General features: G+C 56.6%; 26 protein-coding genes and 2 tRNA genes. 26 read left to right on the top strand and 2 right to left on the bottom strand.

Annotated elements, in window-relative coordinates; all coding sequences use genetic code 11:
- Positions 1 to 17 precede the first annotated feature (17 nt).
- The 11 genes from fabF (at position 18) to lptE (ending at position 10,251) form a co-directional block, all read left to right on the top strand.
- Positions 18 to 1,265 carry a beta-ketoacyl-ACP synthase II gene (fabF, locus tag PLO63_17045; GenBank protein ID HOI75849.1) on the top strand — a complete coding sequence of 416 codons (1,248 nt, stop codon included), beginning with the start codon at positions 18 to 20 and terminating at the stop codon, positions 1,263 to 1,265.
- Positions 1,262 to 1,723, top strand: a complete 462-nt coding sequence (gene rpiB / locus PLO63_17040; protein HOI75848.1) for a ribose 5-phosphate isomerase B — start codon at positions 1,262 to 1,264, stop codon at positions 1,721 to 1,723. Before fabF ends, rpiB begins: the two co-directional genes overlap by 4 nt.
- Before the next feature lie 29 nt (positions 1,724 to 1,752).
- On the top strand, positions 1,753 to 3,009 hold the full coding sequence (gene glyA / locus PLO63_17035) for a serine hydroxymethyltransferase (protein HOI75847.1): 1,257 nt from the start codon (positions 1,753 to 1,755) through the stop codon (positions 3,007 to 3,009).
- Positions 3,006 to 3,461, top strand: coding sequence for a cytidine/deoxycytidylate deaminase family protein (locus PLO63_17030; GenBank protein ID HOI75846.1), 456 nt, complete (start codon positions 3,006 to 3,008; stop codon positions 3,459 to 3,461). The genes glyA and PLO63_17030 overlap by 4 nt, the downstream gene beginning before the upstream one ends.
- Positions 3,458 to 3,928 (top strand): transcriptional regulator NrdR, encoded by a 471-nt coding sequence (gene nrdR, locus PLO63_17025; protein HOI75845.1) that lies wholly within the window; start codon positions 3,458 to 3,460, stop codon positions 3,926 to 3,928. Before PLO63_17030 ends, nrdR begins: the two co-directional genes overlap by 4 nt.
- Positions 3,929 to 3,952: 24 nt before the next feature.
- Positions 3,953 to 4,603 carry a riboflavin synthase gene (locus PLO63_17020; GenBank protein ID HOI75844.1) on the top strand — a complete coding sequence of 217 codons (651 nt, stop codon included), beginning with the start codon at positions 3,953 to 3,955 and terminating at the stop codon, positions 4,601 to 4,603.
- 3 nt (positions 4,604 to 4,606) lie between these two features.
- Positions 4,607 to 5,812, top strand: coding sequence for a bifunctional 3,4-dihydroxy-2-butanone-4-phosphate synthase/GTP cyclohydrolase II (locus PLO63_17015; GenBank protein HOI75843.1), 1,206 nt, complete (start codon positions 4,607 to 4,609; stop codon positions 5,810 to 5,812).
- A 203-nt stretch (positions 5,813 to 6,015) separates the two neighbouring features.
- Positions 6,016 to 6,480 carry a 6,7-dimethyl-8-ribityllumazine synthase gene (ribE, locus tag PLO63_17010; GenBank protein ID HOI75842.1) on the top strand — a complete coding sequence of 155 codons (465 nt, stop codon included), beginning with the start codon at positions 6,016 to 6,018 and terminating at the stop codon, positions 6,478 to 6,480.
- Between the two features lie 30 nt (positions 6,481 to 6,510).
- The gene (gene nusB / locus PLO63_17005; GenBank protein HOI75841.1) at positions 6,511 to 7,008 is read left to right on the top strand and encodes a transcription antitermination factor NusB; all 498 of its coding nucleotides are present in this window, start codon (positions 6,511 to 6,513) and stop codon (positions 7,006 to 7,008) included.
- Between the two features lie 102 nt (positions 7,009 to 7,110).
- The gene (leuS, locus tag PLO63_17000) at positions 7,111 to 9,699 is read left to right on the top strand and encodes a leucine--tRNA ligase (protein ID HOI75840.1); all 2,589 of its coding nucleotides are present in this window, start codon (positions 7,111 to 7,113) and stop codon (positions 9,697 to 9,699) included.
- Between the two features lie 18 nt (positions 9,700 to 9,717).
- Entirely contained in the window at positions 9,718 to 10,251 is a 534-nt protein-coding gene (lptE, locus tag PLO63_16995; GenBank protein HOI75839.1) for an LPS assembly lipoprotein LptE, read from the top strand.
- A gap of 9 nt (positions 10,252 to 10,260) precedes the next feature.
- Here lptE and rpsT read toward each other — a convergent pair whose 3' ends face one another.
- Complete coding sequence (gene rpsT, locus PLO63_16990; protein HOI75838.1) at positions 10,261 to 10,530, bottom strand: 30S ribosomal protein S20; 270 nt, start codon at positions 10,528 to 10,530, stop codon at positions 10,261 to 10,263.
- Between the two features lie 154 nt (positions 10,531 to 10,684).
- Between rpsT and PLO63_16985 the strand changes: the two genes are divergently transcribed.
- The 15 genes from PLO63_16985 (at position 10,685) to PLO63_16915 (ending at position 24,139) form a co-directional block, all read left to right on the top strand.
- A tRNA-Ala gene (locus PLO63_16985) sits at positions 10,685 to 10,760 on the top strand.
- 23 nt (positions 10,761 to 10,783) lie between these two features.
- Positions 10,784 to 10,860, top strand: a tRNA-Arg gene (locus PLO63_16980).
- A 711-nt stretch (positions 10,861 to 11,571) separates the two neighbouring features.
- Positions 11,572 to 11,970 carry an Hsp20/alpha crystallin family protein gene (locus PLO63_16975; protein ID HOI75837.1) on the top strand — a complete coding sequence of 133 codons (399 nt, stop codon included), beginning with the start codon at positions 11,572 to 11,574 and terminating at the stop codon, positions 11,968 to 11,970.
- Between the two features lie 173 nt (positions 11,971 to 12,143).
- The gene (gene groES, locus PLO63_16970) at positions 12,144 to 12,434 is read left to right on the top strand and encodes a co-chaperone GroES (protein ID HOI75836.1); all 291 of its coding nucleotides are present in this window, start codon (positions 12,144 to 12,146) and stop codon (positions 12,432 to 12,434) included.
- 20 nt (positions 12,435 to 12,454) lie between these two features.
- Positions 12,455 to 14,083 carry a chaperonin GroEL gene (groL, locus tag PLO63_16965; protein HOI75835.1) on the top strand — a complete coding sequence of 543 codons (1,629 nt, stop codon included), beginning with the start codon at positions 12,455 to 12,457 and terminating at the stop codon, positions 14,081 to 14,083.
- Positions 14,084 to 14,211: 128 nt separating this feature from the next.
- Positions 14,212 to 15,882, top strand: coding sequence for a DUF6178 family protein (locus PLO63_16960; GenBank protein ID HOI75834.1), 1,671 nt, complete (start codon positions 14,212 to 14,214; stop codon positions 15,880 to 15,882).
- Positions 15,883 to 16,652: 770 nt separating this feature from the next.
- On the top strand, positions 16,653 to 16,865 hold the full coding sequence (locus PLO63_16955; GenBank protein HOI75833.1) for a hypothetical protein: 213 nt from the start codon (positions 16,653 to 16,655) through the stop codon (positions 16,863 to 16,865).
- Positions 16,866 to 16,867: 2 nt separating this feature from the next.
- The gene (locus tag PLO63_16950) at positions 16,868 to 17,143 is read left to right on the top strand and encodes a hypothetical protein (GenBank protein ID HOI75832.1); all 276 of its coding nucleotides are present in this window, start codon (positions 16,868 to 16,870) and stop codon (positions 17,141 to 17,143) included.
- Positions 17,133 to 17,648, top strand: coding sequence for a CHC2 zinc finger domain-containing protein (locus PLO63_16945; protein HOI75831.1), 516 nt, complete (start codon positions 17,133 to 17,135; stop codon positions 17,646 to 17,648). Before PLO63_16950 ends, PLO63_16945 begins: the two co-directional genes overlap by 11 nt.
- Entirely contained in the window at positions 17,645 to 18,892 is a 1,248-nt protein-coding gene (locus tag PLO63_16940) for an AAA family ATPase (GenBank protein HOI75830.1), read from the top strand. Before PLO63_16945 ends, PLO63_16940 begins: the two co-directional genes overlap by 4 nt.
- Positions 18,893 to 18,895: 3 nt before the next feature.
- Complete coding sequence (locus tag PLO63_16935; protein ID HOI75829.1) at positions 18,896 to 19,390, top strand: hypothetical protein; 495 nt, start codon at positions 18,896 to 18,898, stop codon at positions 19,388 to 19,390.
- Positions 19,387 to 19,689, top strand: a complete 303-nt coding sequence (locus PLO63_16930; protein HOI75828.1) for a hypothetical protein — start codon at positions 19,387 to 19,389, stop codon at positions 19,687 to 19,689. The genes PLO63_16935 and PLO63_16930 overlap by 4 nt, the downstream gene beginning before the upstream one ends.
- A gap of 274 nt (positions 19,690 to 19,963) precedes the next feature.
- Positions 19,964 to 20,266 (top strand): hypothetical protein, encoded by a 303-nt coding sequence (locus PLO63_16925; protein ID HOI75827.1) that lies wholly within the window; start codon positions 19,964 to 19,966, stop codon positions 20,264 to 20,266.
- Between the two features lie 155 nt (positions 20,267 to 20,421).
- Entirely contained in the window at positions 20,422 to 21,777 is a 1,356-nt protein-coding gene (locus PLO63_16920) for a DNA methyltransferase (GenBank protein ID HOI75826.1), read from the top strand.
- Between the two features lie 31 nt (positions 21,778 to 21,808).
- A complete protein-coding gene (locus tag PLO63_16915) occupies positions 21,809 to 24,139 on the top strand; it encodes a hypothetical protein (protein HOI75825.1) in 2,331 nt (776 codons plus the stop codon).
- Between the two features lie 54 nt (positions 24,140 to 24,193).
- On the opposite strand, the gene PLO63_16910 is transcribed toward PLO63_16915, so the two are convergent.
- On the bottom strand, positions 24,194 to 24,475 hold the full coding sequence (locus PLO63_16910) for a hypothetical protein (protein HOI75824.1): 282 nt from the start codon (positions 24,473 to 24,475) through the stop codon (positions 24,194 to 24,196).
- Positions 24,476 to 24,507: the final 32 nt, after the last annotated feature.

Below are 24,507 nucleotides of genomic sequence, written 5' to 3'. Positions count from 1 at the left end.
GACCGCAGGCGGATTTCATGACGAACAGGAGAAGGGTTGTCATCACGGGCCTGGGGGCCGTCACCCCCGTGGGCAACTCCGCCCGGGAGGCCTGGGAAAACATCTGCGCAGGCCGGTCCGGCATCGGACCCATCACCCGGTTCGACACCACGAGCCACCAGACCAGGATTGCCGGCGAGGTGAAGAACTTCGATCCGCTGGCCTTTGTTGATCCGAAGTGGCTCCGCCGCCTCGACCTCTTCATCATTTATGCACTCGCCGCCTCCGACATGGCCATGGCCGACGCGGCGCTGACGGGGGACACGGCCGGGGGAGACCGGGCCGGAACGATCATTGGATCGGCCATCGGAGGCCTCTCCAGCATGGAGACCGCGAAGGAGGCCTTCGACCGGGGAGGCCCCCGGAAGATCTCCCCGTTCGCGCTTCCGGCGGCCCTGGGCAACCTTGCGGCGGGTCACGTGTCCATTCGGTACAGCCTCCGGGGACCCATCAACTGCACCACCACCGCCTGCTCCGCCGGGAACCACGCCATCGGGGACTCCTATCGGATCATTGCCGGCGGCTGGGCGGATGTCATGCTTGCCGGCGGTGCCGAGGCGGCCGTCACGCCCTTGGGGATCGGCGGTTTCAACGTCATGCGGGCCATGTCGCTCCGCAACGACGAGCCGGAAAAGGCCAGCCGTCCTTTTGACCGGGATCGAGACGGATTCGTCATTTCCGAAGGATGCGGACTCGTCGTCCTGGAGGAGATGAACCGGGCCCTCGACCGGGGCGCCCCGATCCATGCTGAAATCGTTGGTTACGGCTCCACGGCGGACGCCTTTCACCTGGCGGCGCCCCCGCCGGGACACGCGGGAGCGGCCCGGTGCATGCGGGAGGCCATCCGCGACGCCGGGCTCCGGCCGGAAGACATTGATTACATCAATGCCCACGGGACCTCCACACCCCTGAACGACGTCTATGAAACAGAGGCCGTCAAAGACGTCTTCGGAGAGCACAGCAGGAAAATCGCCGTCAGCTCGACGAAATCGATGACGGGGCACCTGCTCGGGGCCACCGGCGGAGTCGAGGCGATCTTTACGGCCAAGGCGTTGGAGGAGGGAATCCTGCCTCCAACCATCAACCTGGACAATCCCGACCCGGCGTGCGACCTGGACTATGTGCCGAACAAGGCCCGCCGTCAGGAGATCCGGACGGCCCTGTCAAGCACCTTCGGGTTCGGAGGGGCCAACGCCGTGATTGTCCTGCGAAAGTTTGCACCATGAACATGCAGCCCCTCATTCTCGGCGCCGACCACGCTGGTTACGACCTGAAGGAAGCCGTCAAGGCGATCCTGGTCAAGGGGAACATCCCCGTAACGGACGCCGGCACGAACGGCCCGGAGCCCGTGGATTACCCCGACTTCGCCCGCGCCGTGGCGGAGGCCGTCGCGGCGGGCCGGTTTCCCCGGGGGATCCTCGTCTGCGGCTCCGGCATCGGCATGGCCATTGCCGCCAACCGGTATCCCGGTGTCCGGGCGGCCCTGTGCCTGGACGAGGAGACGGCCCGCATGAGCCGCCTCCATAACGACAGCAACGTCCTCGTTCTGGCGGGACGCAAGACCGATCCGGAGACGGCCCGGCGCATCGTCCGGACATGGCTCCTGACGGAATTCGAAGGGGGGCGCCACGCGCAGCGCCTTGACAAGATCCGCGGGATCGAGGAAACCCTGCACCTCAAATAAACCACGAGAACGGGAGGAAGACGGAACCCATGACGAACCTGAAAAAGACCGATCCGGAGATCGCCGACGCCATTCTGCAGGAGACGGTCCGGCAGGCCGGCAAACTGGAGATGATCGCCTCGGAGAACTTCGTCAGCGAGGCCGTTCTGGAGGCTCAGGGCAGCATCATGACGAACAAGTACGCCGAGGGCTACCCTGCGAAGCGCTACTACGGCGGATGCGAGTACGTGGACGTGGCCGAAACGCTGGCCATCGAGCGCTGCAAGAAGCTCTTCGGCGCCGACCACGCGAACGTCCAGCCCCACTCGGGCACCCAGGCGAACATGGCCGTCTACTTCGCCACCCTCCAGCCGGGCGACACGGTTCTGGGCATGAACCTCTCCCACGGCGGGCACCTCTCCCACGGCAGCCCCGCCAACTTCTCCGGGAAACTGTACAACGTCGTGGCCTACGGTGTCCGGAAGGACACGGAAACCATCGACTTCAACGAGGTGGAGGACCAGGCGAAGAAGCACAAGCCGAAGCTGATCGTCGTCGGCGCCAGCGCTTATCCCCGGACCATCGACTTCGAGGCCTTCCGGCGGGTCGCCGACTCGGTCGGGGCCTTCATCATGGCCGACATCGCCCACATCGCGGGCCTCGTGGCCGTGGGGCTGCACCCCTCGCCGATTTCCGTCTGCGAGTTCGTCACCTCGACGACCCACAAGACCCTCCGGGGCCCCCGCGGCGGACTCGTCATGTGCCGCCAGGACTTCGCCCAGGCCTTGAACAGCCGGGTCTTTCCGGGCATGCAGGGGGGGCCGCTGATGCACGTCATCGCGGCGAAGGCCGTAGCCTTCCAGGAGGCGCTGCAGCCGGCCTTCCGGGACTACCAGGCGCAGATCGTGAAGAACGCGAAGGCCGTCGCCGATACGCTCATGAAGGAAGGCTTCCGCCTTGTCTCCGGTGGAACCGACAACCACCTGATGCTGGTGGACCTGACGGAAGCGGGCGTAACCGGCAGGGACGCCCAGGAAGTCCTCGACCGGGCCGGCATCACCGTCAACAAGAACGGCATCCCCTTCGACACGAGGGGTCCCATGGTGACCAGCGGGATCCGGATCGGCACGCCGGCCCTGACGACCCGGGGGATGAAGGAAGACGAGATGCGCCTCATCGCGGGCTGGATCGCCCGGGTCCTCCGGGATCCCGCAAACGAGGCCCTGGTGGCGGAGGTCCGGGCGGATGTCTCGGCCCTCTGCGAGCGGTTCCCTCTCTACGCGGAGCGGATCCGGGCGGGGTCATGACGGAAGACGGGGCGAAGCGTCCCTCCTGGGACGAGTACTTCATGGACATCGTCGGGGTCGTCGCCCGGCGCTCCACCTGTGTGCGGCGCAAGGTCGGGGCGGCCCTGGTCCGGGACCGGCGGATCCTGTCCACGGGGTACAACGGCGCCCCCTCCGGGATGGCCCACTGCCTCGACCGGGGCTGTCTCCGGCTGGAGATGAATGTCCCCTCGGGGGAGCGCCACGAGTTGTGCCGGGGGCTGCACGCGGAGCAGAACGCCATCATCCAGGCGGCCCTCCATGGCGTCAGCGTCCGGGGAGCGACCCTGTACTGCACGAACCAGCCCTGTGTGATCTGCGCGAAGATGATCATCAACGCGGGGATCATCCGGATCGTCATCCGCGACGGCTACCAGGACGGCCTGGCGGCGGAGATGCTCCAGGAGGCGGGCATCGAGGTGTCCAGAACATGAAATGCCCGTTCTGCGGAAACGCGGAAAACAAGGTCATCGATTCCCGGGTGAGCAAGGACAGCAACTCCATCCGCCGCCGCAGGGAATGCCTGGGCTGCGGAAAGCGCTTTACGACCTACGAGTACGTCGAGGAAGTCCTGCCGGTGGTGGTCAAGAAGGACGGCCGCCGGGAGCCCTTCGACATGCTGAAGATCAAAAACGGCATCAAGAAGGCCTGCGAGAAGCGGCCCATCCCCACGGAGGCGATCGAGGCGATCATCGAGCGGATCGAGCAGGCCTGCCAGGAGTACCAGGGAAAGGAGATCCCCTCGACGGACATCGGGGAGCAGGTCATGCGGGAGCTGAAAGAGCTCGACGGCGTGGCCTACGTTCGGTTCGCCTCGGTGTACCGGTCCTTCAAGGACGTTGGGGACTTCATGGAGGAGTTGCAGGACTTCCTCCAGGTCAACAAGAAGAATCAGAAATAGCCGGAAGGCCGGGGATTGCGGATCATGTTCACGGGGATCATCCAGGGGTTCGGCACCGTCCGGGGGCTTGCGAAGAAGGGTCCCGAGGGTCGGCTGGAAGTGGATTCCGCCCTGGATCTTTCGGACATCAAGACCGGCGACAGCATCGCCGTCAACGGGGCCTGCCTCACGGTGACGACACGGGACGGGAACCGCTTCTCCGCCGACGTCTCGGCGGAGACCCTGGAGCGGACGACCCTGAAGGGACTCCGGACGGGGGCGCGGGTGAACCTGGAGAAGGCCCTGCGCCTGACGGATTTCCTCGGCGGGCACCTCGTCCTGGGCCACGTGGATGCCGTGGGGCGGATCGTCGAGAAGACCGACCGGGGCACCTCGATCGTCTTCGGCTTCGAGATTCCCGGGGAGTTGGCGAAGTACATCGTCGAAAAAGGCTCCGTCGCGGTGGACGGCATCAGCCTGACGGTAAACCGTTGTGAAAATAACCGTTTCTATGTTAACGTCATCCCCCACACGGCGGGGCAGACCACCCTGGGATTCCGGAAAGTGGCCGACGCCGTGAACATCGAGACGGACATTCTGGGCAAATACATCGAGAAGCTTCTGCCGGGAGGAAAGGGCGGCCGGGGGATCGACCTGGCCTTCCTGGCGGAGCACGGCTTCGGCAAGGGACATTGAGACATGGCTGTCAGTTCGATCAAGGAAGCATTGGAAGACATCCGGAATGGCCGGATGGTCATCCTCGTCGACGACGAGGACCGCGAAAACGAGGGCGATCTCTGCATGGCGGCCCAGTTCGCCACGCCGGAGGCCGTCAATTTCATGGCCCGCTATGGAAGGGGCCTCATCTGCCTGACCCTGACGGAAGACCACGCCGACCGGCTCCACCTGTACCCCATGGTGCGGGACAACCGGTCCCGCTTCGGCACGGCCTTCACCGTCTCCATCGAGGCGAAGCACGGGGTGTCCACGGGGATCTCGGCGGCCGACCGGGCCACTACCATCCGGGCGGCCGTGGACGACAGCGCCCGGCCGGAGGACCTGGTCAGCCCGGGCCACATTTTCCCGATCCGGGCCCGCAAGGGCGGCGTCCTCGTACGAACGGGCCAGACGGAGGGTTCCGTCGACCTGGCCCGCCTGGCGGGACTCAAGCCTTCCGGCGTCATCTGTGAGGTCATGAAGGATGACGGGACGATGGCCCGCATGCCCGACCTGGAAATCTTCGCCGCGGAGCACCGGCTCAAGATCATCACCATCGCGGACTTGATCGAGTTCCGCATGCAGCACGAACGGCTCATCCACCGCTCCGCCTCGGCCATGCTGCCGACGAAGTTCGGCGGCGATTTCCGCATCACCATCTATGAGAACGACGTGGACGACATCCTCCACATCGCCCTCGTCAAGGGTGAGATCACGCCGGAAGACGAGGTCCTCGTCCGGGTGCACTCCGAGTGCGCCACCGGCGACATCTTCGGGTCCCTCCGCTGCGACTGTGGCGATCAGCTCCAGACGGCCATGAAAATGGTGGAGGAAGAAGGCAAGGGCGTGATCGTCTACATGCACCAGGAAGGCCGGGGCATCGGCCTGGTGAACAAGATCAAGGCCTACGAGCTGCAGGAACAGGGCCGCGACACCGTGGAGGCGAATCTCGATCTGGGGTTCAAGGCGGACCTCCGGGACTACGGCATCGGCGCCCAGATCCTCGCGGACCAGGGAGTCCGCAAGATGCGGCTCATGACGAACAATCCCCGCAAGGTGGTCGGCCTGGAGGGATACGGCATCACCATCACCGAGCGGGTCCCCATCGAGATCGAGCCGACGGACAGCAGTATCCGGTACCTGGCGGTGAAAAAGAAGAAGATGGGGCACATGCTCAACGGTGTGTAGACGGATTCGGGGACGGATGGAAACCCGTCCCCTCTTGGAGAGGACAAGACCTTTGCCCCGGGCTGTTCAAAAAGGGTTGGATGCAAGACGCCCGAAATCCTGAGCCGCGAGTCATTTCGTTTCGTACGTCGAGTGGCGAAGGAAGAGGGAAATGCAGCAGGCAGCCGTTTTTCAACGGCCCTGGACGGGAATGGAGAAAAGCCATGCCGAAAACGGTGGAAGGAAAGATCGTTGCCAAGGGAATGCGGTTCGGGATCATCGCCAGCCGCTTCAACGACTTCATCTGCGGCCGCCTCATCGAGGGAGCCCTAGACGCCCTCGTCCGGGCCGGCGCCGACGAGAAGGACATCCAGGTCTACAAGGTCCCGGGGGCCTTCGAGCTGCCGCTGGCGGCGAAGAAGATAGCCAAGAGCGGCCGGTTCGATGCCGTGATCTGCCTGGGGGCGGTCATCCGGGGGGCCACGCCCCACTTCGAGTACATCAGCGCCGAGACGACCAAGGGAATCGCCATGGTCGGGCTGGAGACGGAAGTTCCCGTCGCCTTTGGAGTCCTCACGACCGACACGATCGAGCAGGCCATCGAGCGTGCCGGCTCGAAGTCGGGCAACAAGGGCTGGGATGCGGCCATGACGGCCATCGAGATGGTCGACCTCTTCCGGAAAATCTGAAAGGCCCGCCGGAAGGCGGCATCAATACCCATGCAAGTCAGAAGAAAGGCCCGGGAAGCGGCCGTACAGATCCTTTACGGCCTCGATGTCCAGGAACGGGACCCCTGGGAAGCTCTTGAACACTACTGGCAGAACTTCGACCGTTCGGAGATGCCGGCGGACGCACGCGAATTCACCGCGGACCTGGTGACCGGGACGTGGGAGCGGCGGGACGAGATCGACGGGCTCATCGGGAGCTGCTCCGAGCACTGGTCCCTTCCCCGCATGTCCAAGGTCGACAAGGCCATCCTCCGGATGGCCGTCTACGAGCTCCGGTTCTGCCCGGACATTCCCCCCAAGGTGGCCCTCAACGAGGCCATCGACCTGGGAAAGCTCTTCGGATCCGAAAACTCGGGGGCCTTCATCAACGGCATCCTCGACGCCCTGCACGGCCGCTTCGGACGAGAGCCAAAGCCCCCGGAACCCCAGCCCGGTACGGAACCGTCCGGCGGGGAAGAGCCGCCCGGTCCGGAGTCGAGCCCGGACTGAGGGTTTGCCGCCCCGCAACAGCCCGTTTTTCCCCAATCCTGTTGAAAGAACAGACCCGTTGTGTTACGGAGGGACAACATCTCTACGCTAAGGGAGCCCGCCATGAACATCAAGTACAACCCCTGGGAAATCGAAGAGAAATGGCAGACGAAGTGGGAGGAGAACAAGACGTTCCACGTCCATGAGGACCCCTCGCGGAAGAAGTACTACCTCCTGGAGATGTTTCCCTATCCATCCGGCCGGATCCACATCGGCCACGTCCGCAACTACGCCATCGGCGACGTCGTGTCCCGCTACAAGCGGATGAGGGGGTTCAATGTCCTGCACCCCATGGGCTGGGACGCCTTCGGCATGCCCGCCGAGAACGCCGCCATCGAGCGGGGCATCCATCCCGCCGTCTGGACGAACGACAACATCGCCAACATGAAGAAGCAGCTCAAGCGTATGGGCTTCAGCTACGACTGGGACCGGGAGATCTCCACCTGCGAGCCCTTCTACTACAAGTGGGAGCAGCTCTTCTTCCTGTGGATGTACGAAAAGGGCCTTGCCTACAAGAAGACCTCCTCGGTGAACTGGTGCTCCAAGTGCCAGACGGTCCTGGCCAACGAGCAGGTGGAGGCGGGGCTGTGCTGGCGCTGCTCCACCGAGGTGGTGGAGAAGACCCTGGACCAGTGGTTCTTCCGGATCACCGCCTACGTGGAGGAGCTCCTGGAAGGCTGCGACCGGCTGTCCGGCTGGCCCGAGCGGGTTCTTACCATGCAGCGCAACTGGATCGGCAAGAGCCACGGCTTCGAGATGATCTTTCCCATGGCCGACGGCAACGGCGAGATCAAGGTCTTCACCACCCGGCAGGACACCATTTACGGGGCCACGTTCATGCTGGTCGCCGCGGAGCACCCCCTGGTCCTGGAGCTGGCGAAAGGCAAGGAGTGCGAGAAGGAGGTCCAGGAGTTCGTCGAGAAGATCAAGCGGCAGGACAAGAACCTCCGCACCTCCGACTATTATGAGAAGGAAGGCGTCTTTCTGGAGTCGTACTGCCTGAACCCCGTGACCCACAAGAAGATGCCCATCTTTGCCGCCAACTTCGTCCTGGCCGACTACGGCACGGGTTGCGTCATGGCGGTGCCGACCCACGACCAGCGCGACTTCGAGTTTGCCAAGAAGTACAACCTTCCGCTCATCGTGGTCATCCAGCCGCCGAACCGGGCGCTCAACGTCCAGACCATGACGGAGGCCTACGTCGACGAGGGGATCCTCGTGAACTCCGGACCGTTCAACGGGATGGAGAACATGAAAGCCCTGGACGCCATCGCGGACCACCTGATCTCCCTGAAGCGGGGCCAGCGGACCATCCAGTACCGCCTCCGCGACTGGGGAATTTCGCGCCAGCGCTACTGGGGCGCTCCGATTCCCATGATCTACTGCGAGAAGTGCGGCACCGTGCCGGTCCCCGAGAAAGACCTCCCGGTGGTCCTGCCGATGGACGTGGAGCTGACCGGAGAGGGCGGCTCGCCCCTGGCGCGGCACAAGGCCTTCGCCGAGACGACCTGTCCCGGCTGCAGCGGCCCCGCCCGGCGCGAGACCGACACAATGGACACCTTCGTGGAATCCTCCTGGTATTTCGACCGGTTCTGCTGTGCCGTCCACGACGTCAAGCCCGGCCTGGACCGGAAGGCCCTGGACTACTGGATGCCCGTGGACCAGTACATCGGCGGGATCGAGCATGCGATCCTGCACCTTCTCTATTCCCGCTTCTATACGCGGATGCTCCGGGACTTCGGTGTCATCGGCGTGGACGAGCCCTTCGCGAACCTGCTCACGCAGGGCATGGTCTGCAAGGAAACGATGAAATGCCCCGAGCACGGCTTCCTCTTCCCGGAAGAAGTCAAGGACGGGAAATGTGCTTCCTGCAACCGCGACGTCATCATCGGGAAAACGGAGAAGATGTCGAAATCGCTGAGGAACATCGTCGATCCCGACTACCTCGTCAAGAAATACGGCGCCGACACGGCCCGGGCCTTCTGCCTGTTCGCGTCGCCGCCGGAGAAGGACCTGGAATGGAGCGACCAGGGCGTGGAAGGCTCTTTCCGCTTCCTCAGCCGCATCTGGCGGATCGTCATGGAGGAATACCTGGAAGACATCCGGGACGTGGCCCCCTTCGACGGGAAGACGCCCCTGGACGGAGACCTGAAAAACCTCCGCCGGAAGACTCATCAGACGATCCGCAAGGTCACGGCCGACCTGGAAGACCGCTTCCGCTTCAATACCGCCATCAGCGCCGTCATGGAGCTGGTGAACGCCCTGTACCTGCTCAACAGGCCGGACAAGAGCGATACGCAGGCCCTCTCGGTGGTCCGGGAGGCCGTGGAGGCGGTGCTTCTCATGATGGCCCCCATCGTTCCCCACATCACCGAGGAGCTGTGGGAAACGCTCGGCCAGAAGACGCCCCTGGCTGACATGACCTGGCCGGCGTGGGACCGGGAAGTGGCTTCCGAGGAGGAGATTACCGTCGTGCTCCAGGTCAACGGCAAGGTCCGCAGCCGCATCACCGTGCCGGCCGACGAGGAGGAGGACAAGATCAAGGCGCTCGCCCGGGCGGACGAGAAAATCGCCAAGATGATCGAGGGGAAGCAGGTGGTCAAGGAGGTCTATGTTCCCCGCAAGCTCGTCAACATCGTGATCAAGGGCTGACGGGGAGGATTGGCGACCATGCGGCTTTCGAGACGGCAGATCTTCTGGCTCATCGTGCTGGCCCTGACATCCCTGTGGGCCTGCGGCTATCATTTCGTGGGCACCGGCGGCGACGGCGTCGATCCGGCCATCAAACGGGTCCACGTCACAACCTTCGGGAATGCCACCACCGAGCCCAATGTGGAGAGCACGTTCCGGTCGGCCTTCATCGACCGGATCATCCAGGGTGGGCGCTTCCAGGTCGTCGACCAGGCGGCCCAGGCGGATGCCGTCCTGAAGGGCAATATCAAGACCCTTATCCGGACGCCCCTGGCCTATACCGCGGGAAACCTGGCGTCGGAAGAGCGCTGGACTGCAATCGTGGACCTGTCCTTTGAGGAGAGGGAGACGGGGAAGGTTCTCTGGGCGAACAGCGACTTCAGCCTGACGGGAGACTACAAGGTGAGCCCGACGAGCCTTTCGGTAACCGAGCGCAACAGAAAGGAAGCCCTCATCAAGCTGGCCAGTGACTCAGCCGAGAGGGCTTATTCCATGATCCTGTCCGGTTTCTGAAAGGCCGGGTTACTTTGCTTGAATCGTGTTGACCTTCTTGGTCAGGCGGGAGACCTTGCGGGAAGCGGTCTTCTTGTGAAAGGCGCCCTTGGCGGCGGCCTTCTGGATCGCCGGGATCGCTTCGTTCAGCGCGGCCAGGGACGCTTCCTTGTCCTTGCTGTCCACGGCCCCGAGGACCTGCTTGACCGACGTCTTGACACTGGACTTCACCATGGCGTTCCGAAGGCGCCGTTTCTCATTCTGCTTGCTTCTCTTGATCGCGGATACGTGTGTGGCCAACTGCCTTCCTCCTTGGGAAATTAAGGTTGAGACATTTATCCGAAATGCCCCTCCCTGTCAAGGTTAAAGTGCCAAAAGTCGTCAACAATCGCTTGACTTGATGTTGCCGATTGGATATGGTGCCCTCCGCAACAAACCAATCCGACCAAGACGTGGGGATGTAGCTCAACTGGGAGAGCGCGGCGTTCGCAATGCCGAGGTCAGGGGTTCGATCCCCCTCATCTCCACCATTTCTTTTTCCACTTCTTTGTTTGCCCCCGTAGCTCAGGCGGATAGAGCACCGGATTCCTAATCCGGGTGCCGAGTGTTCGAGTCACTCCGGGGGCACCATTTATTTCAAGGGGTTGCAGATCGCTGTCTGTAGTCCCCTGCCTCTTGTTAGTCTTTCTCTCCCCACACTCTCCCCACTTCAGGGCCCATTGCCTTCAAAAAATGCCCAAGGCCCCCCCTATGGGGGGGTGGGAACAAGCCCCCTGGCCCTTGTCGTTGACGGGGGTCCCACCCACCCATCCAACCAGTTTTGCAGTTTTTCCATCTTATAGGGGAGAAAAACTGAAAAACTGATTTCAATAAGGTCTTTCAGCAGGAGACCCTTGGGTATTTCCGGGATGCGGTGGTGAGGGCCGGGGAAGGAAACAGAAGGGATAGATTACACTTTGATCCCTCTTCCCTGGTTCGATGGCGGAAACGTTCGGGTCCGGACAGGCTGGATTACCCACACGGACAATATCCGAAAGTGGTGCCGAGCGTATACAAGGGTATCCATGAAAAAAGTTTTTAATTCAGATCTCTGATGAGTGCCAGCCACAAGATCCCATTTTGAAAATCCGCCCCCTTGACATTTTTAAACCTCATGATTATTTTTCGCACAGAATTGGATATGACAACAATATCAAAGAGTTGTCAGAAAACAAAAAAAAGGGAAAGGAGGAAAAATCCATGTTTAGGAGTCTTTTGCCAAGCGTATGGCGAAGAAGCGAATCGCCGATCGCCCGAACAGACGATCACCCCTTCTTCGCCCTTCAGCGGGAGATGAACCAGATGTTCGACAACTTTTTCCGGGGCTTTGACCTTGCCCCCACGGACGGCAGGTCGGCCTTCGGGGCGTTTTCTCCCTCCATTGATGTGATGGAGGATGAAAAACAGGTCAGCATCAAGGCGGAACTCCCTGGTCTGGACGAGAAGGACGTGGAAGTGAATCTCACCGACAACGCTCTGACGATCCGCGGTGAGAAGAAAGAGGAGAAGGAAGACAAGGGGAAGGATTACTGGCACAGGGAGAGCAGCTACGGCTCCTTCGTCCGAGTGATCCCGCTTCCCGAGGGTCTCAATGCCGAGCAGGCGGACGCCCGTTTCAAGAACGGGGTTCTTACCATCAGCCTTCCCCGACTGGAAGAGGCCAAAGCGAAGATGAAAAAGATCGAGATCAAGACAGAGTAGGTCCATTTCAGCCTACTCCGTGTAGATACGGTATCCCCTGCCTCCCCGGCGGGGGATACCATGATTTAGTAACATGGGTGGGATCCCCTCCCGCCTCGTGAGTCCTCCAAAACCAGACTACAGGCGGAGCGGTGTTCCTGTCCGGAATTTTTTTCAAACAGGAGGTTACAGGAATGAAGGTTGTACCGCTGCATGATCGGATCGTCGTGGCTCGCGTCGAGGCGGAAGAGAAAACCGCCGGCGGGATCATCATCCCTGACACGGCCAAGGAGAAACCCCAGGAAGGAAAGGTAATTGCCGTGGGACCGGGACGATTGGACAAGGAGGGGAAACGGATTCCAATGGAACTGAAAGAGGGTGACCGGGTCCTGATGGCCCGCTGGGCCGGTACGGATTTCAAGATGGATGGACAAGAGTACCTGATCATGAAGGAAGAAGACATCCTCGGCGTCATTGAGTCGTAGCGGAAGGAGGTAGAAAAAGCATGCCTGCGAAAGAAATCAAATACAACATGGAAGCCCGGGCCAAGATCATGAAGGGCCTGGATACATTGGCAAACGCGGTCAAGGTAACCCTGGGGCCGAAAGGACGAAACGTCATCATCAACAAATCCTGGGGTGCCCCACTGGTTACAAAGGACGGCGTAACCGTGGCCAAGGAGATAGAACTGGAAGACAAGTTTGAAAATATGGGCGCTCAGATGGTCAAGGAAGTGGCTTCCAAGACATCCGACAAGGCGGGTGATGGAACCACGACCGCAACAGTTTTGGCCCAGGCGATCTACCGGGAGGGGTCCAAGCTCGTCGTTTCCGGCATGAACCCCATGGCACTGAAACTTGGTATCGACAAGGGGGTATCCCTGGTTGTCGACGAACTGAAGAAGATATCCAAAACCGTAGACGGCAAGAAAGAAATCGGCCAGATTGGAACCATCTCCGCGAACAATGACAGCACCATCGGCAATCTGATCGCCGAAGCGATGGAGAAGGTCGGGAAGGAGGGTGTGATCACCGTCGAAGAAGCGAAGGGAATGGAAACCGTCCTGGAAGTCGTCGATGGTATGCAGTTCGATCGGGGCTACATTTCCCCCTATTTCGTCACAGATCCGGAGAAGATGGAAGTCAACCTGGAAGACCCTTACATCCTGCTGCATGAAAAGAAGATCAGCAGCATGAAGGACCTTGTTTCCATTCTCGAGCAAATCGCCAAAACAGGAAAGCCCGTCCTGATCGTTGCGGAGGATATCGAGGGTGAAGCCCTGGCAACGCTGGTTGTCAACAAGATGCGAGGAACGCTGAAATGCGCAGCCGTCAAGGCCCCCGGTTTCGGTGACAGGCGAAAGGCCATGCTTCAGGACATTGCAATCCTGACCGGTGGCAGGCTCATCTCGGAAGACCTTGGCGTCAAACTGGAAAACGTGGGGCTGGCCGATCTCGGGACTTGCAAGAAGGTCACCATCGATAAGGACAACACCACCATTGTTGACGGTGCGGGTGATCGTGCCGACATCGAAGGCCGGGTGAAGCAGATCCGGGCGGAGATCGAGGACACGAAATCGGACTATGATCGGGAAAAGCTTCAGGAGCGTCTGGCCAAGATCATCGGCGGTGTTGCCGTGATCAAAGTCGGGGCAGCAACGGAAGTAGAGATGAAGGAAAAGAAGGCTCGTGTCGAGGACGCCTTGAATGCAACCAGGGCGGCCGTCGAAGAGGGCATCATTCCGGGAGGCGGTGTCGCCTTCATCCGTTCGCTCAAAGCCTTGGAGAATGCAACACTTCCAGAGGAACAGAAGCATGGTCTCGATATTGTGCGTCGTGCCCTGGAGGAACCGCTCCGCCAGATCGCAGCAAATGCGGGTTGTGAAGGTTCTATCGTTGTTGAGAAGGTCCGGGAAGGAAAAGGCTCTTATGGTTTCGACGCCGACTCCGAACAGTACGTTGACATGTTCGAGGCCGGGATCATCGATCCAACCAAGGTTGCCCGTTTCGCCCTTCAGAACGCTGCTTCCGTTGCTTCTCTTATGTTGACGACGGAGGCGATGATAGCAGACAAACCGCAAAAGAAGACGCCTGCTGTACCCGGCATGCCGCCGGACATGGGCGAATTCGATTAAAATATCGGTTTTTCAAATACGGAACAGCCGGTCCTGCTTCCTGGTTTGACGACAGGAGCAGGACCGGCCTGCCCTGATTCCGATTATGAAACATCCTTCCTCGATTCCAAGATATCCTCAGGCTCACCATGAATCTTTCATTGTCGACCTCCAAGAGGAAGCTGGACAAAGCCATCCCAGCCAGCCGTGAAACCCTCTCGCTCAGCGGCGGTGTCCTCCTTCAGAGCATCCTTGATGATCCGCAACCTAAAAATTTGGTCCGGGAGCTCTCCGATGATGATTTCTTCTGGGTCATCAAGCGAATCGGTACGGAAGACAGCCTTCCGGTCCTGGCCCTTGCCACAGAAAACCAGGTACAATACATTCTGGATCTGGAAATCTGGCGGAAAGACCAGATCGACCCGGGAAAGGCCCTCATCTGGCTGAACCGATTGGCTGAGGCAGATCCTCAAAAGCTGTCTTCTCTGCTTATGGACGATGGTGAAGATCTGCTTCGCCTTTTGCTGTACCGGACAACGGAAGTTCTGGTCGTAGACGAAACGGCTGATGTAGTGCCCCCACCCGGTTTCCTCTCACTGGATGGAACGTTTTTCTTCCGGACGTTCCGGGAGGAGGACGAGGAAAACGTCGAACGTCTGCTCCGGTTCTTAGCTGCTGACGATCCTGAACGCATGCAGGAAACACTTTCCTCCCTCGCCTCCCTGCTCCCCGCCGAGGCAGAGGAAGAATTATACAGGCTCAGAAACGGACGAATTGCCGAATACGGATTTCTCCCCCAGGAAGAAGCAATCGCGGTCTATTCCCCCCTCGAACCAGGGGTTCTTGAAGGGAAATCCCCCCCGCTGCTTCCCGGGCGGATCGCCGACGAGGATACGGGGAGCCTCGTCCCCCGATTCCCGCTTGTTCATTTGGGGGAAGGACGGAGTCTTCTCTCCGCAGCCTTTTCCAAGATCAACGATCCATTGTTTTTCGACAGGATTCTCGTGGAATTATCAGGATTGTGCAACCAGTTGATCGCTGCCGAGGGCTTCCCGGAAATCGATGATCCCTCCGATCTTGAAACGACCATGCGAAAAGCGGCGGGGTTCCTGAATATCGCACTGGAGTATATCTGTGGCGAGAGAGCGGAATCCGCTGTGGAATTGCTATGGAACAATCCCATGCAGACGATATTCCGAGTCGGATATGGATTTGCAGCCCGGTTACACCGGGATGCAAACTGTTGGCGACGGGAAAGCTGGTTCATTCGACAGGGGTTCGGCAACGACTTCTGGGGCAGCCCCCGAGAGGAAATCCTGAACGGCCTTCTTGCTCCCCGGCCCCGATTCTTCGTCAATCAGGGAGCACAGGAACCATACCGAGATTTCCAGACAATGGACGACTTGAACCAAGCCCGCCGCGTCCTCCGCCAATTGCAGGAGCTGGATAGGATCATTGCGAGGCTGGAAGGAGATTTTGTCAACAGCGGAGTCCAGACGTACCATCCGCTTTTGTTCAACCGATGGGCTCGCCGAATCCTGGGAATAGAGGTCTCCACCACCCCCCTCTCGCGAGTGGATGCTGAGCAGTTCTTTCGAATCATCCGCCGCGGCGACGCGGGACCACCCTATCATATGCCCGGGTACGGCGAAATGTTTGTTGCCGACTTCCTGACAGGGGCTTACAACTTGAACGCCGATGCTCAAGACGCGTTGCGGGAAGCCCTTTCCGTAACCTGGGAAGAATTCCGAACAGAGTATGAACATGTCCCCGCCGACAGCCTGGACGCCCGGTACTCTCGATTTCTCGGAATTACATAATCGATTCTTTGAATCCATGTTGGATGCAATGACTCGGTCAAGAAGAATAACCCATCAAAGACCCACCAATAACCCATCAATAAAGATACATAGATCTTTTTCGATCTCCCCAGGCTGATTGCCCCCCAACTTTGACAGTGCGAAACCGGACCGACCATTCTTTGCAACCACTCGATTCTATAGCGTTTTCCCGGAATGGGGTGTCAAGCTTCGGTTGCCCCTGCCTGCTCAAATTTTCATACCCCATTGCGGCCGAAACACTCTTTTGTCAGGTGCTCCTTGCATGAATGCCGGGATTTTCAGTTTCTCTTCCCTATAGGGAAGCAAAACAGAAAAACTGGGCTCATCTCAACCAAGTTATTGAAATCTTGGAGTGATCAACAAGGTTTTGATGCTGGGGTTCCACCAAAAAAAATTTTTTTTTTCGATTCGGGATGGACGGGAGGTTTTTTGTGTAAAACGTGTATGCGTATTTGTCGCGATTATTGGCTTTGTGCGAAAGCATGGTGTCAATTATACACCAGTAATATCAACGGTATAGAGCGTTTTTCCCCTTGATTATGGAGGTTGAGTGTTGTATGAATAAAAAAAAAGAAAACCCCAGGTCGGAGGACCCGGGGTCGAGGGTCCGAAACCATACTATGCTTGGCGGCTGGAGGATGGTTTCGGGGCTGTATTGACACTTCTGCAACAGACGCACAGAGGATGTCAAGTGAATATCCCTCCACCTTGCAGGACTCTCCCTGGGGAAAAACACACAGGAGGAGTCTATGCAACGATTTCCCGTCGGTGAAACCCTAACAAAATTCTATCTCTATCCGAGCCACCTGTATGCCCTGCAGGCCAGGGGTATTGTCCCGCGAAGTCCCCAGCGTGGCTTTCTAACGGTCAAACAGGTGAAGGCCCTAGTGGACCACGTCCAGCGTGTCCGGGGAACGGTTCCGAAAGAGGCCCTGGAACTGCTGGATGGCTTGGAGGTGTAGTCATGGCTAATCCGACCAAGATGGTTGACGCAGTTCTTGCCGACCTCGAAGTCGTCCTTCCTCCTGTTCTTTACCGCAACCATCCTCGCTTCAAGGAGTGGGTCGGAGTCAGCCCCCGCACGATGTCGAATCTCGACGTGAAGGGGTTGGGTCCCGAAGAGCGGATCACGACAGGGAAGGTCACGGGCTACCCTCGAGCCTCGGTGATCGAGTGGCTACGAGAACGCATGAAGCCGATCGAGCGGAAAAGACCTCTGGGGGCCGGTGATGGAGAATAAGCCGGACCTCTTGGGGGTAATCAAATCGCTCGGTGTGGAGGTGCATCAAAAGAGCCGCAAATTCTGGGCCTGTTGTCCCTTCCACGAAGACAGGGTCCCCTCGTTCGTGGTCGACCCGGATCGCCAGCGATACCTCTGCTACGGATGTGGAGAAAAGGGAGATGTCATCTCATTCGTTCAGAGGCTTCACGGCCTCTCCTTCCGCGATGCCATTGCTTTCCTGGGGATGGCCCCTGGCAAGGAACCGAAGATGGACCCGGTCAGGAAGACCAAGTCGGAACTCGTGCGGCGTTTCCGAGAGTGGGAGCGGTTGTACCGCGACAAATTGACGCGATACCACCAAGATCTGTTTATCCTTCAGGGTCGCTTCCAGACGATTGAGGAAATGGAGGAATATGCCGACGACTATCACTTGCTTCCTCTCGTCGATCATCACCTGGATATTCTTCAGAATGGGAGTGATGAGGAAAAATATCAATTGTGTAAGGAGGTTACTGGGGGATGACCTTCAATCTCGCTGATCAATTGTACGAGGACATGAAGAACCGCCGGGAAACACGAAGCCTCGAGGAGAGGAGTCCCGCCGGGCCGAAGGCCGACCAGCCGCTCGATATAGAATCTTGTCTGGAGCCCTGGAATGACATCCGGGCGATGGAAATCAATGTTGATTACATCCTCGACCGGCTCATTCCGAAGGGGGCGATCACGGTCCTCTTCGGGAAGGGGGGGATCGGGAAAACATGGCTCGCAATGGACATTGCTCGTTGTATTAGCGGGGGAATCCCCTGGCTCGGGCTGAAGACGGTCAAGACCCCGGTTGTTTACGTCGACTTCGAGAACCCGCTTCCCGTTCTCAATCAGCGGACAAAGAAGTTGGGACCCGCCGAGAACTTCTTATTCTGGAGGGCCAACCATGAACTCCTCGGAGCACCGAGGCTCGACTCTCCGGAATGGGAGCGTTACAAGGCCCTGCCGCCGGGGGCGTTGCTCATCTTCGATACGCTCCGGGCTTCGCAACGCCGGGATGAAAACGACTCGCGGGACATGGGCGACATCATGGGGAGACTCAAGGAACTGCGGGATCTCGGCTTCACGATCGTCGTCCTGCATCATACCTCGAAGAACAGCGACCGCTACAAGGGTTCCACATCCATTGCCGACCAGGCTGATCATCTGCTCGGGCTGACCAAGGTGAAGAAGAATAACGGAGGGCCGGACGAGGTCGTCCAGGATGACGATGATGACCCCGACACGGTCTACCGCTTCGGGTGGTGTGAAAAGACGCGGTTTGAGCCCTACGCCGTGTACCTTACATTGAATCCTGACCGGGGCTTCGATCTTGCCCCGGATCCACAGGAGATGAACCTCAAGGTCATTCTCAACATCCTCCTCGAGCAGGGGTCGCTTTTGAAGACCGAACTTGCCCGGAGGGGGGCTGCCGCTTTGGGGGTATCGGAGAAGAAGGTCATGAGACTGATCGGGCAGGGGCAGGGTCGGTACTGGGCGATCGAGAAATTGGGGACGAAGAACGCCCAGCGGATCGTTCCGATCCAGTTTGGCAGTTTTGCTTCCCTATATAGAGCGGAAAACTGCGAAACTGCCGTTGCTGAACCGAACGGGGATGGCCAAACTAACCCAGCGATACCCTATGAACCCCTTGTCCAGAAAGAGTTTGGCAGTTTTGCACCCCCCCTTGGCGAAACTGCGAAACAACCCTCGGGTGCTGACATCCGGTCATTCGAGGTCTGAAGCATGACGGCGAAACTGATCATCGAGGGACTGCGGAGCCTCGGTTATGACTTGAGCGTTGCCGGGAGCAAGGTGCGGGCAAATTACAAAGGCCAAGGAGAGCCGGACCCTATTCGGGCTGCCCCTCTCATTAGGGCGTTGAAGGAGAATAAGCAGCAAGTACTGGAGCACTTGAGAGTCGTCGGCTCGAATGAATGCGTATGGGTGAATCCATTCCGGCAGGGTTCGGTCGAGGCCGCGAGGAGTTCTCTGCTGATCGTCATGGATTCCTCGATGCTATCCGCCAGGGACCGTGTGGTCGGTGGGTACAGGGGCAGTTCCTTTAGGGTCAACGACATCACGTCACAGGCCGAGCGTCGGATCGAGGAGTTGCAGGGCAGGGTAGTAACCGGGGAAGCCTCCCTGGCGGAATTCAGGGAGGCCGTTGATGAGTGGGAAGCCTCGTGCATGCAAGCACGTGGGGCAATAAGCGAATCCAAGAAGAAGGAGGCCAAATGACGAGTCCGTTGGATGCGATCGGGCGGTACTGTGCAGGGTGTTGCGGCGGCAACGTAAGGGCGGTTGCCGGGTGCGACGGTGATGAGTCGGCAGGCGAAATGGGCTTCATGTCCTGTCCTTTACATCCGTACCGGCTTGGTCATGGCCGCCCGTCGGTCCGGCGGATCCGGGAGTTCTGCCTGGAGTGCCAGGGCGGAAGAGCCGACTTCGTGCGGGAATGCATGTCGACATCCTGCTCCCTCCACCCCTTCCGCATGGGGGCCAACCCGAATCGGGTCGGGATTCGGCTGGCGGCTTGAAATCGGCCCCGAAAACCGGCCGTGAGAGGGGTTTTCGGCGTCTATTTTTAACGATCACCGGAGGGAACGACGGATCACCCGTCTGCGGTCGACGCGAGTAATTCAGAGGCCGAAATCGTAGTCTGGGATCTGCATGAAATCATCAAGTGCCCTCAAGAGACCTGACTGAAGTTTCCTCAGGCAGGATCCGCTGAAAGAGGTATCATCAACACGGCTGGCCGGATAGATGGCAACAAGGAGTCGCGGAAATCAGTGGCATTTAGGAGGCATTACTATGAACATTGACGACGTCTTGAAAGACGAGCAGGTCTTCGTGCACGGGTGGAAGGCGATCGGGGCGGTGCTGGGGAAGAGTGGACGCACGGCACGACGTTGGTACGACACCAGGGGGCTGCCGGTGCGGTACGGGGTCAATGGAAGGCCTCTCGGTATCAAGCACGAGCTTGTTCGCTGGATGTTGCTCGTGCATGAGAATTTGGAAAAAATGCCGGAAAGAAAACAGCGGCTCCGCGAACACGCGGCTATGATGCGGAGCCGGAAAAGTAAATTTCATGAAAGAAAACAAATTAAAGCATGAATTATAATTCTCTAAAATTTCTTGTTGCTTCATTACATTACATTGAATATTCCTCTTGACAGTCCATAAATATTTCCTTAACGAATAAAAAAAGTTTTTTAGGTCTCCAATTCTGGACCGTGCTCTCCATCATGTGAATGAGGGAAGAGTTATGATTGTTCCTGCGGCTTCTCTGCAATCCTCATTTTTATCCTGCTTTTCAGTCTACAAAGAACCATCAAATTATCAGCACCAACCCTTGTTTTAAAAGTAAAGGGCCATCAGAATTACTATGGCCCGTAGTAATCTTCTTAAATGGATGTTTTCGGAAAACAATGAATACTTTAACTGATGAGGATCAGAAATATACTGATTCGGAAACATTACCTTGGCAGTCGTTTCTTGAAGCGGCAGAGTCACGAGATTCTGCCACAAGCCTGACACACCCGCTTTATCGATATCCCGCACGTATGTCACCACAGTTAGCACGTGCTTTAATCCTTGGATTAACACGACCCGGTGATCTTGTTCTCGATCCCTTCGTTGGCGGTGGGACAACTGCTATCGAAGCCCTCTCGACAGGTCGACGAGTAATTTGCTCTGATCTGAATCCACTTGCTTGTTTTGTAACTCGAGCGAAAGCGTGGCCTGCTGATAATAAGGCTCTACATGAATACCAGATGTGGAGTTCTTCGTTGATTAGTAATATCCTACATTCTCAGTATGTTGCTGTTTTATTATCGACACCAAATACAACAGAATTCTCGCAATTGACAGAATCGCTTCTACTATTCTTGAGAACAAAGGCACTTTGTTTGGAGAATCCTGGTGCCCGTCGACTTGCCTTATTTACGGTTCTTCGTGTCGGACAACTCTGTTACGATTGTCGTCGTGTGTTCCCTTCACCATGGGATTTAATTCAAAAAATTCGTATTGTTTCAAAGGAAGTTTTGAAACAGATGAAAGTATACTCTAAAGTCTGTAGGAAATATAAATGGCCAGGAGGTTTTCGTCAGAACTTCAAAGTTTTTGAGTCAGATGCGGAAAATCTACCAGATCATGTGGTCTTGGATCCACTGCCCCCTGTATCCTTAATACTTACATCACCACCTTATCCATGTGTACATGTACTCTATCACCGCTGGCAACTATTAGGAAGAAAAGAAACTTCTTTACCGTATCAAATCCTTCAACTGACTGATGGAGCAGGAGAAAGCCATTATACTTTTGGATCACGCAAGAGACCCGATGGTCACTATTTCACTAAATTATATACTGTTTTTAAGTCACTTAAAAGTATTATAACTCCATCTACTATTGTGGCACAAGTTGTTGGATTTTCAGACCCGAAACAACAGTTGCCGCGTTTCCGGTCTACAATGGAGATGGCAGGTTTTGAAGAGGTCATGAAACCCAATTCAACAGATGGCATAATAAAAAGGATTGTCCCTCATCGTAAGTGGTATGTTGAAGTGAAATCTAATCAAATAAACAGTCACGAGTTTGTGTTACTGCATCGTCCTTGCCAGTAGATTCCTGATTATTAAGGGGAGGTCAACGCAGATGAAGTTACAACCGAGAGATTTTTGTCTCAATTTATTAAGAGCGGAAACTGAAGAGGAAGTTGTGTTCATTCTTCAGGAATGCGGCTTATGGGATGATCGAACAATTTGGCGGCCATATGGTGACACCGCCAATAATCGTGGAATTGTTGGGAATCAGCAGAGTTCGCCGGTTGCCTCATTAGTGGAAAAGTTAGTTAATTCAATAGATGCAATATTGACAGCAGAATGCATTAAGTTAGGTATAGATCCAAAAGGAACAGAAGCACCAACGACCATGCAGGAGGCCGTTAAGCGTTTTCTTGGAATACGTGATGGACGAGTACAAAATTTAGATGCGAGTGTTCGAACACAGTATGCCGAACGCATTCGACTTGTTGCGTGTGGTACCAAGAAGAATCCAGCTTTTCTTATTATTGACAATGGCGAGGGGCAGTCGCCAGACGACTTTCCAGAAACTTTCTTATCTCTTCTAAAACAAAACAAAACTGCCGTCCCATTTGTTCAGGGAACGTTCAACATGGGAGGGACGGGAGTGCTACAGTTTTCGGGAAGACATAGTTTCCAATTGATTATTTCAAAGCGTCAACCGGATCTGCCAGCAAGAACACCAATACTTGGAAATCGGTGGGGATTTACGATAATCCGGCGACTTGATCCTGGTCCAACACAACCACATACAATGTATGTTTATTTGGCCCCAGAAGGAAATGTCCTGTCTTTTGAAAGTGACGAGATCCCCGTTCTACCCGGGAGCCGGTATCCGCAACTATATGAAGATTTTCTTACTGCTGGTACATGTATAAAGTTGTGGGATTATAAGATTCCTGGACGCTTAAAAGGCCCCATTACATTGGATCTTCGGTATGAATTAGAAAGACATCTCATGGAGCCAGGAATTCCCATTCGACTCCAAGAAAGAAGAGCAGGATACAAAGCCCACTCTTACGACACTACCATGGCTGGACTGTGTTCCGTCTTGGCGGATAGAAGGGATCTTATTGAGCCTGGCTTCGATACAGGTGGTCCAATGGAAGTACCTGATTTGGGGACAGTTCAGGTTCGTCTTGTTGTTGTTAAAGAAAGAATTGACCGCTCACCTACAGGAACTGACCAAAGATTTGTCGGCGGAATATTCTATACTGTAAACGGGCAACTCCATAGTTCACGTGAAAGCGACTACATTGAACGCCGGACCAGAATGGATTATGTAGCAAAAGATATGTTAGTAATTGTTGATTGTACTGCACTCGATAAAAGGGTACGTGAGGATCTGTTCCTTGCGTCACGTGATCGAATGCGTCAGATACCGGAAAGAATAATATTGGAGGATTCTATTATAGAGTATTTGAAAGATCACGCCGGCTTGAAAGAACTCAATGCAAGACGACGACAGTCAAGTCTGGCGACTGAAGTCCAAGAAGATTCTTCGGAAATATTTAAAGCACTAATTAAGAGCGACCCAACTCTTGCTAATTTGTTCGGTAAAGGACAAAAGATTAAAACACCAATAGGGCCAATACCTGAACCGGAACCATTCATAGGCAAACATTTTCCAACCTTTTTTAGAATAGCAAATGAACCCAAAGGCGGAGTGACGAAGAAATGCCCTGTTAACCGTACGTGTCGTATCGATTTTGAGACAGATGCAAACAATGACTACTTCTCGAGGACGACCGATCCCGGGAGGCTCGAGATAAGAGGGGCACCTAATCGTGTTGGATCTGTTCATCTTTGGAATGGAAGAGCGACGTTAAGATTTGCTCCTCCAAGAACCTGCAGCCCTAGTGATCAACTCCGCGTAACTGTGTACGTTTCTGATATATCACGGGTGAGCCCTTTTGAATCAAGTTTTTTGATGCAAGTTGAACAAGAAGCACCGCCAGCAAAACCCGGAACAAAGCCCCCACCCTCTGGTGCCTCTGAAAATGAATTCAACCCTCCAATCCCTGTTCATCAGGACAAGTGGGCAATTCACGATTTCAACGAAACATCGGCCCTTAAACTTAAGCATGGTGATGAAGAATCTATCGATATCTATATTAACATGGACAATATTCACCTACGAAACGAAATGTTTCGTCGTCGGACTCTCGATCCAGACCTATTGAAGAGTTGGTTCAAATGGGGGTTGTACTTTCTTGCTCTCGGAATGCTTCGTCAAAGCCAACGGGCAATTAGCGAAAAAGATGATATTGCTGACAACGGTGAGTCAACTGATGATGTGGAGACAATATTTAACAGCATCGCACAAGCGTCGAAGGGGCTTGCAATTACTATCATACCGATAATTTTCCAACTGGGAAAAGAGAAAGAAGTGGGGAAAATGTAAACTGATAGTTAGTATAGATTTCTATTTCCGGCGGTGGTGTTAATAAGGTAATAATTAATAATAGCAATCATTGCCTTTGCAAGGGAAGCCCTTCCCTTCCATACAAGACTGATATAGTCTGCCCATGTTCCGGTTATAAATGACAGCACCCGTCAGAATCATCTCACCCTTGCTGATGGCGTTCTCTACTTTATGCTTGCAGTCGGCTTTCGCGGCCTCATAATCGGCCTGAGTCTTCCCCTCGGGTACCGTAAATTCGCTGGAACGCCAGCGATCATGCACACAACCGGTTAAGATCAAAATTACGGAAACAACGATTACGGCGACCCTTGCCATACGTACCTCCTATAGCCTTGATTATACCACTT

The organism is Syntrophales bacterium (genome assembly GCA_035363115.1).
GTDB lineage: Bacteria > Desulfobacterota > Syntrophia > Syntrophales > PHBD01 > PHBD01.
Note: the sequence above shows the minus strand (reverse complement) of the source record. Positions and strands in the feature narration are given on the sequence as shown.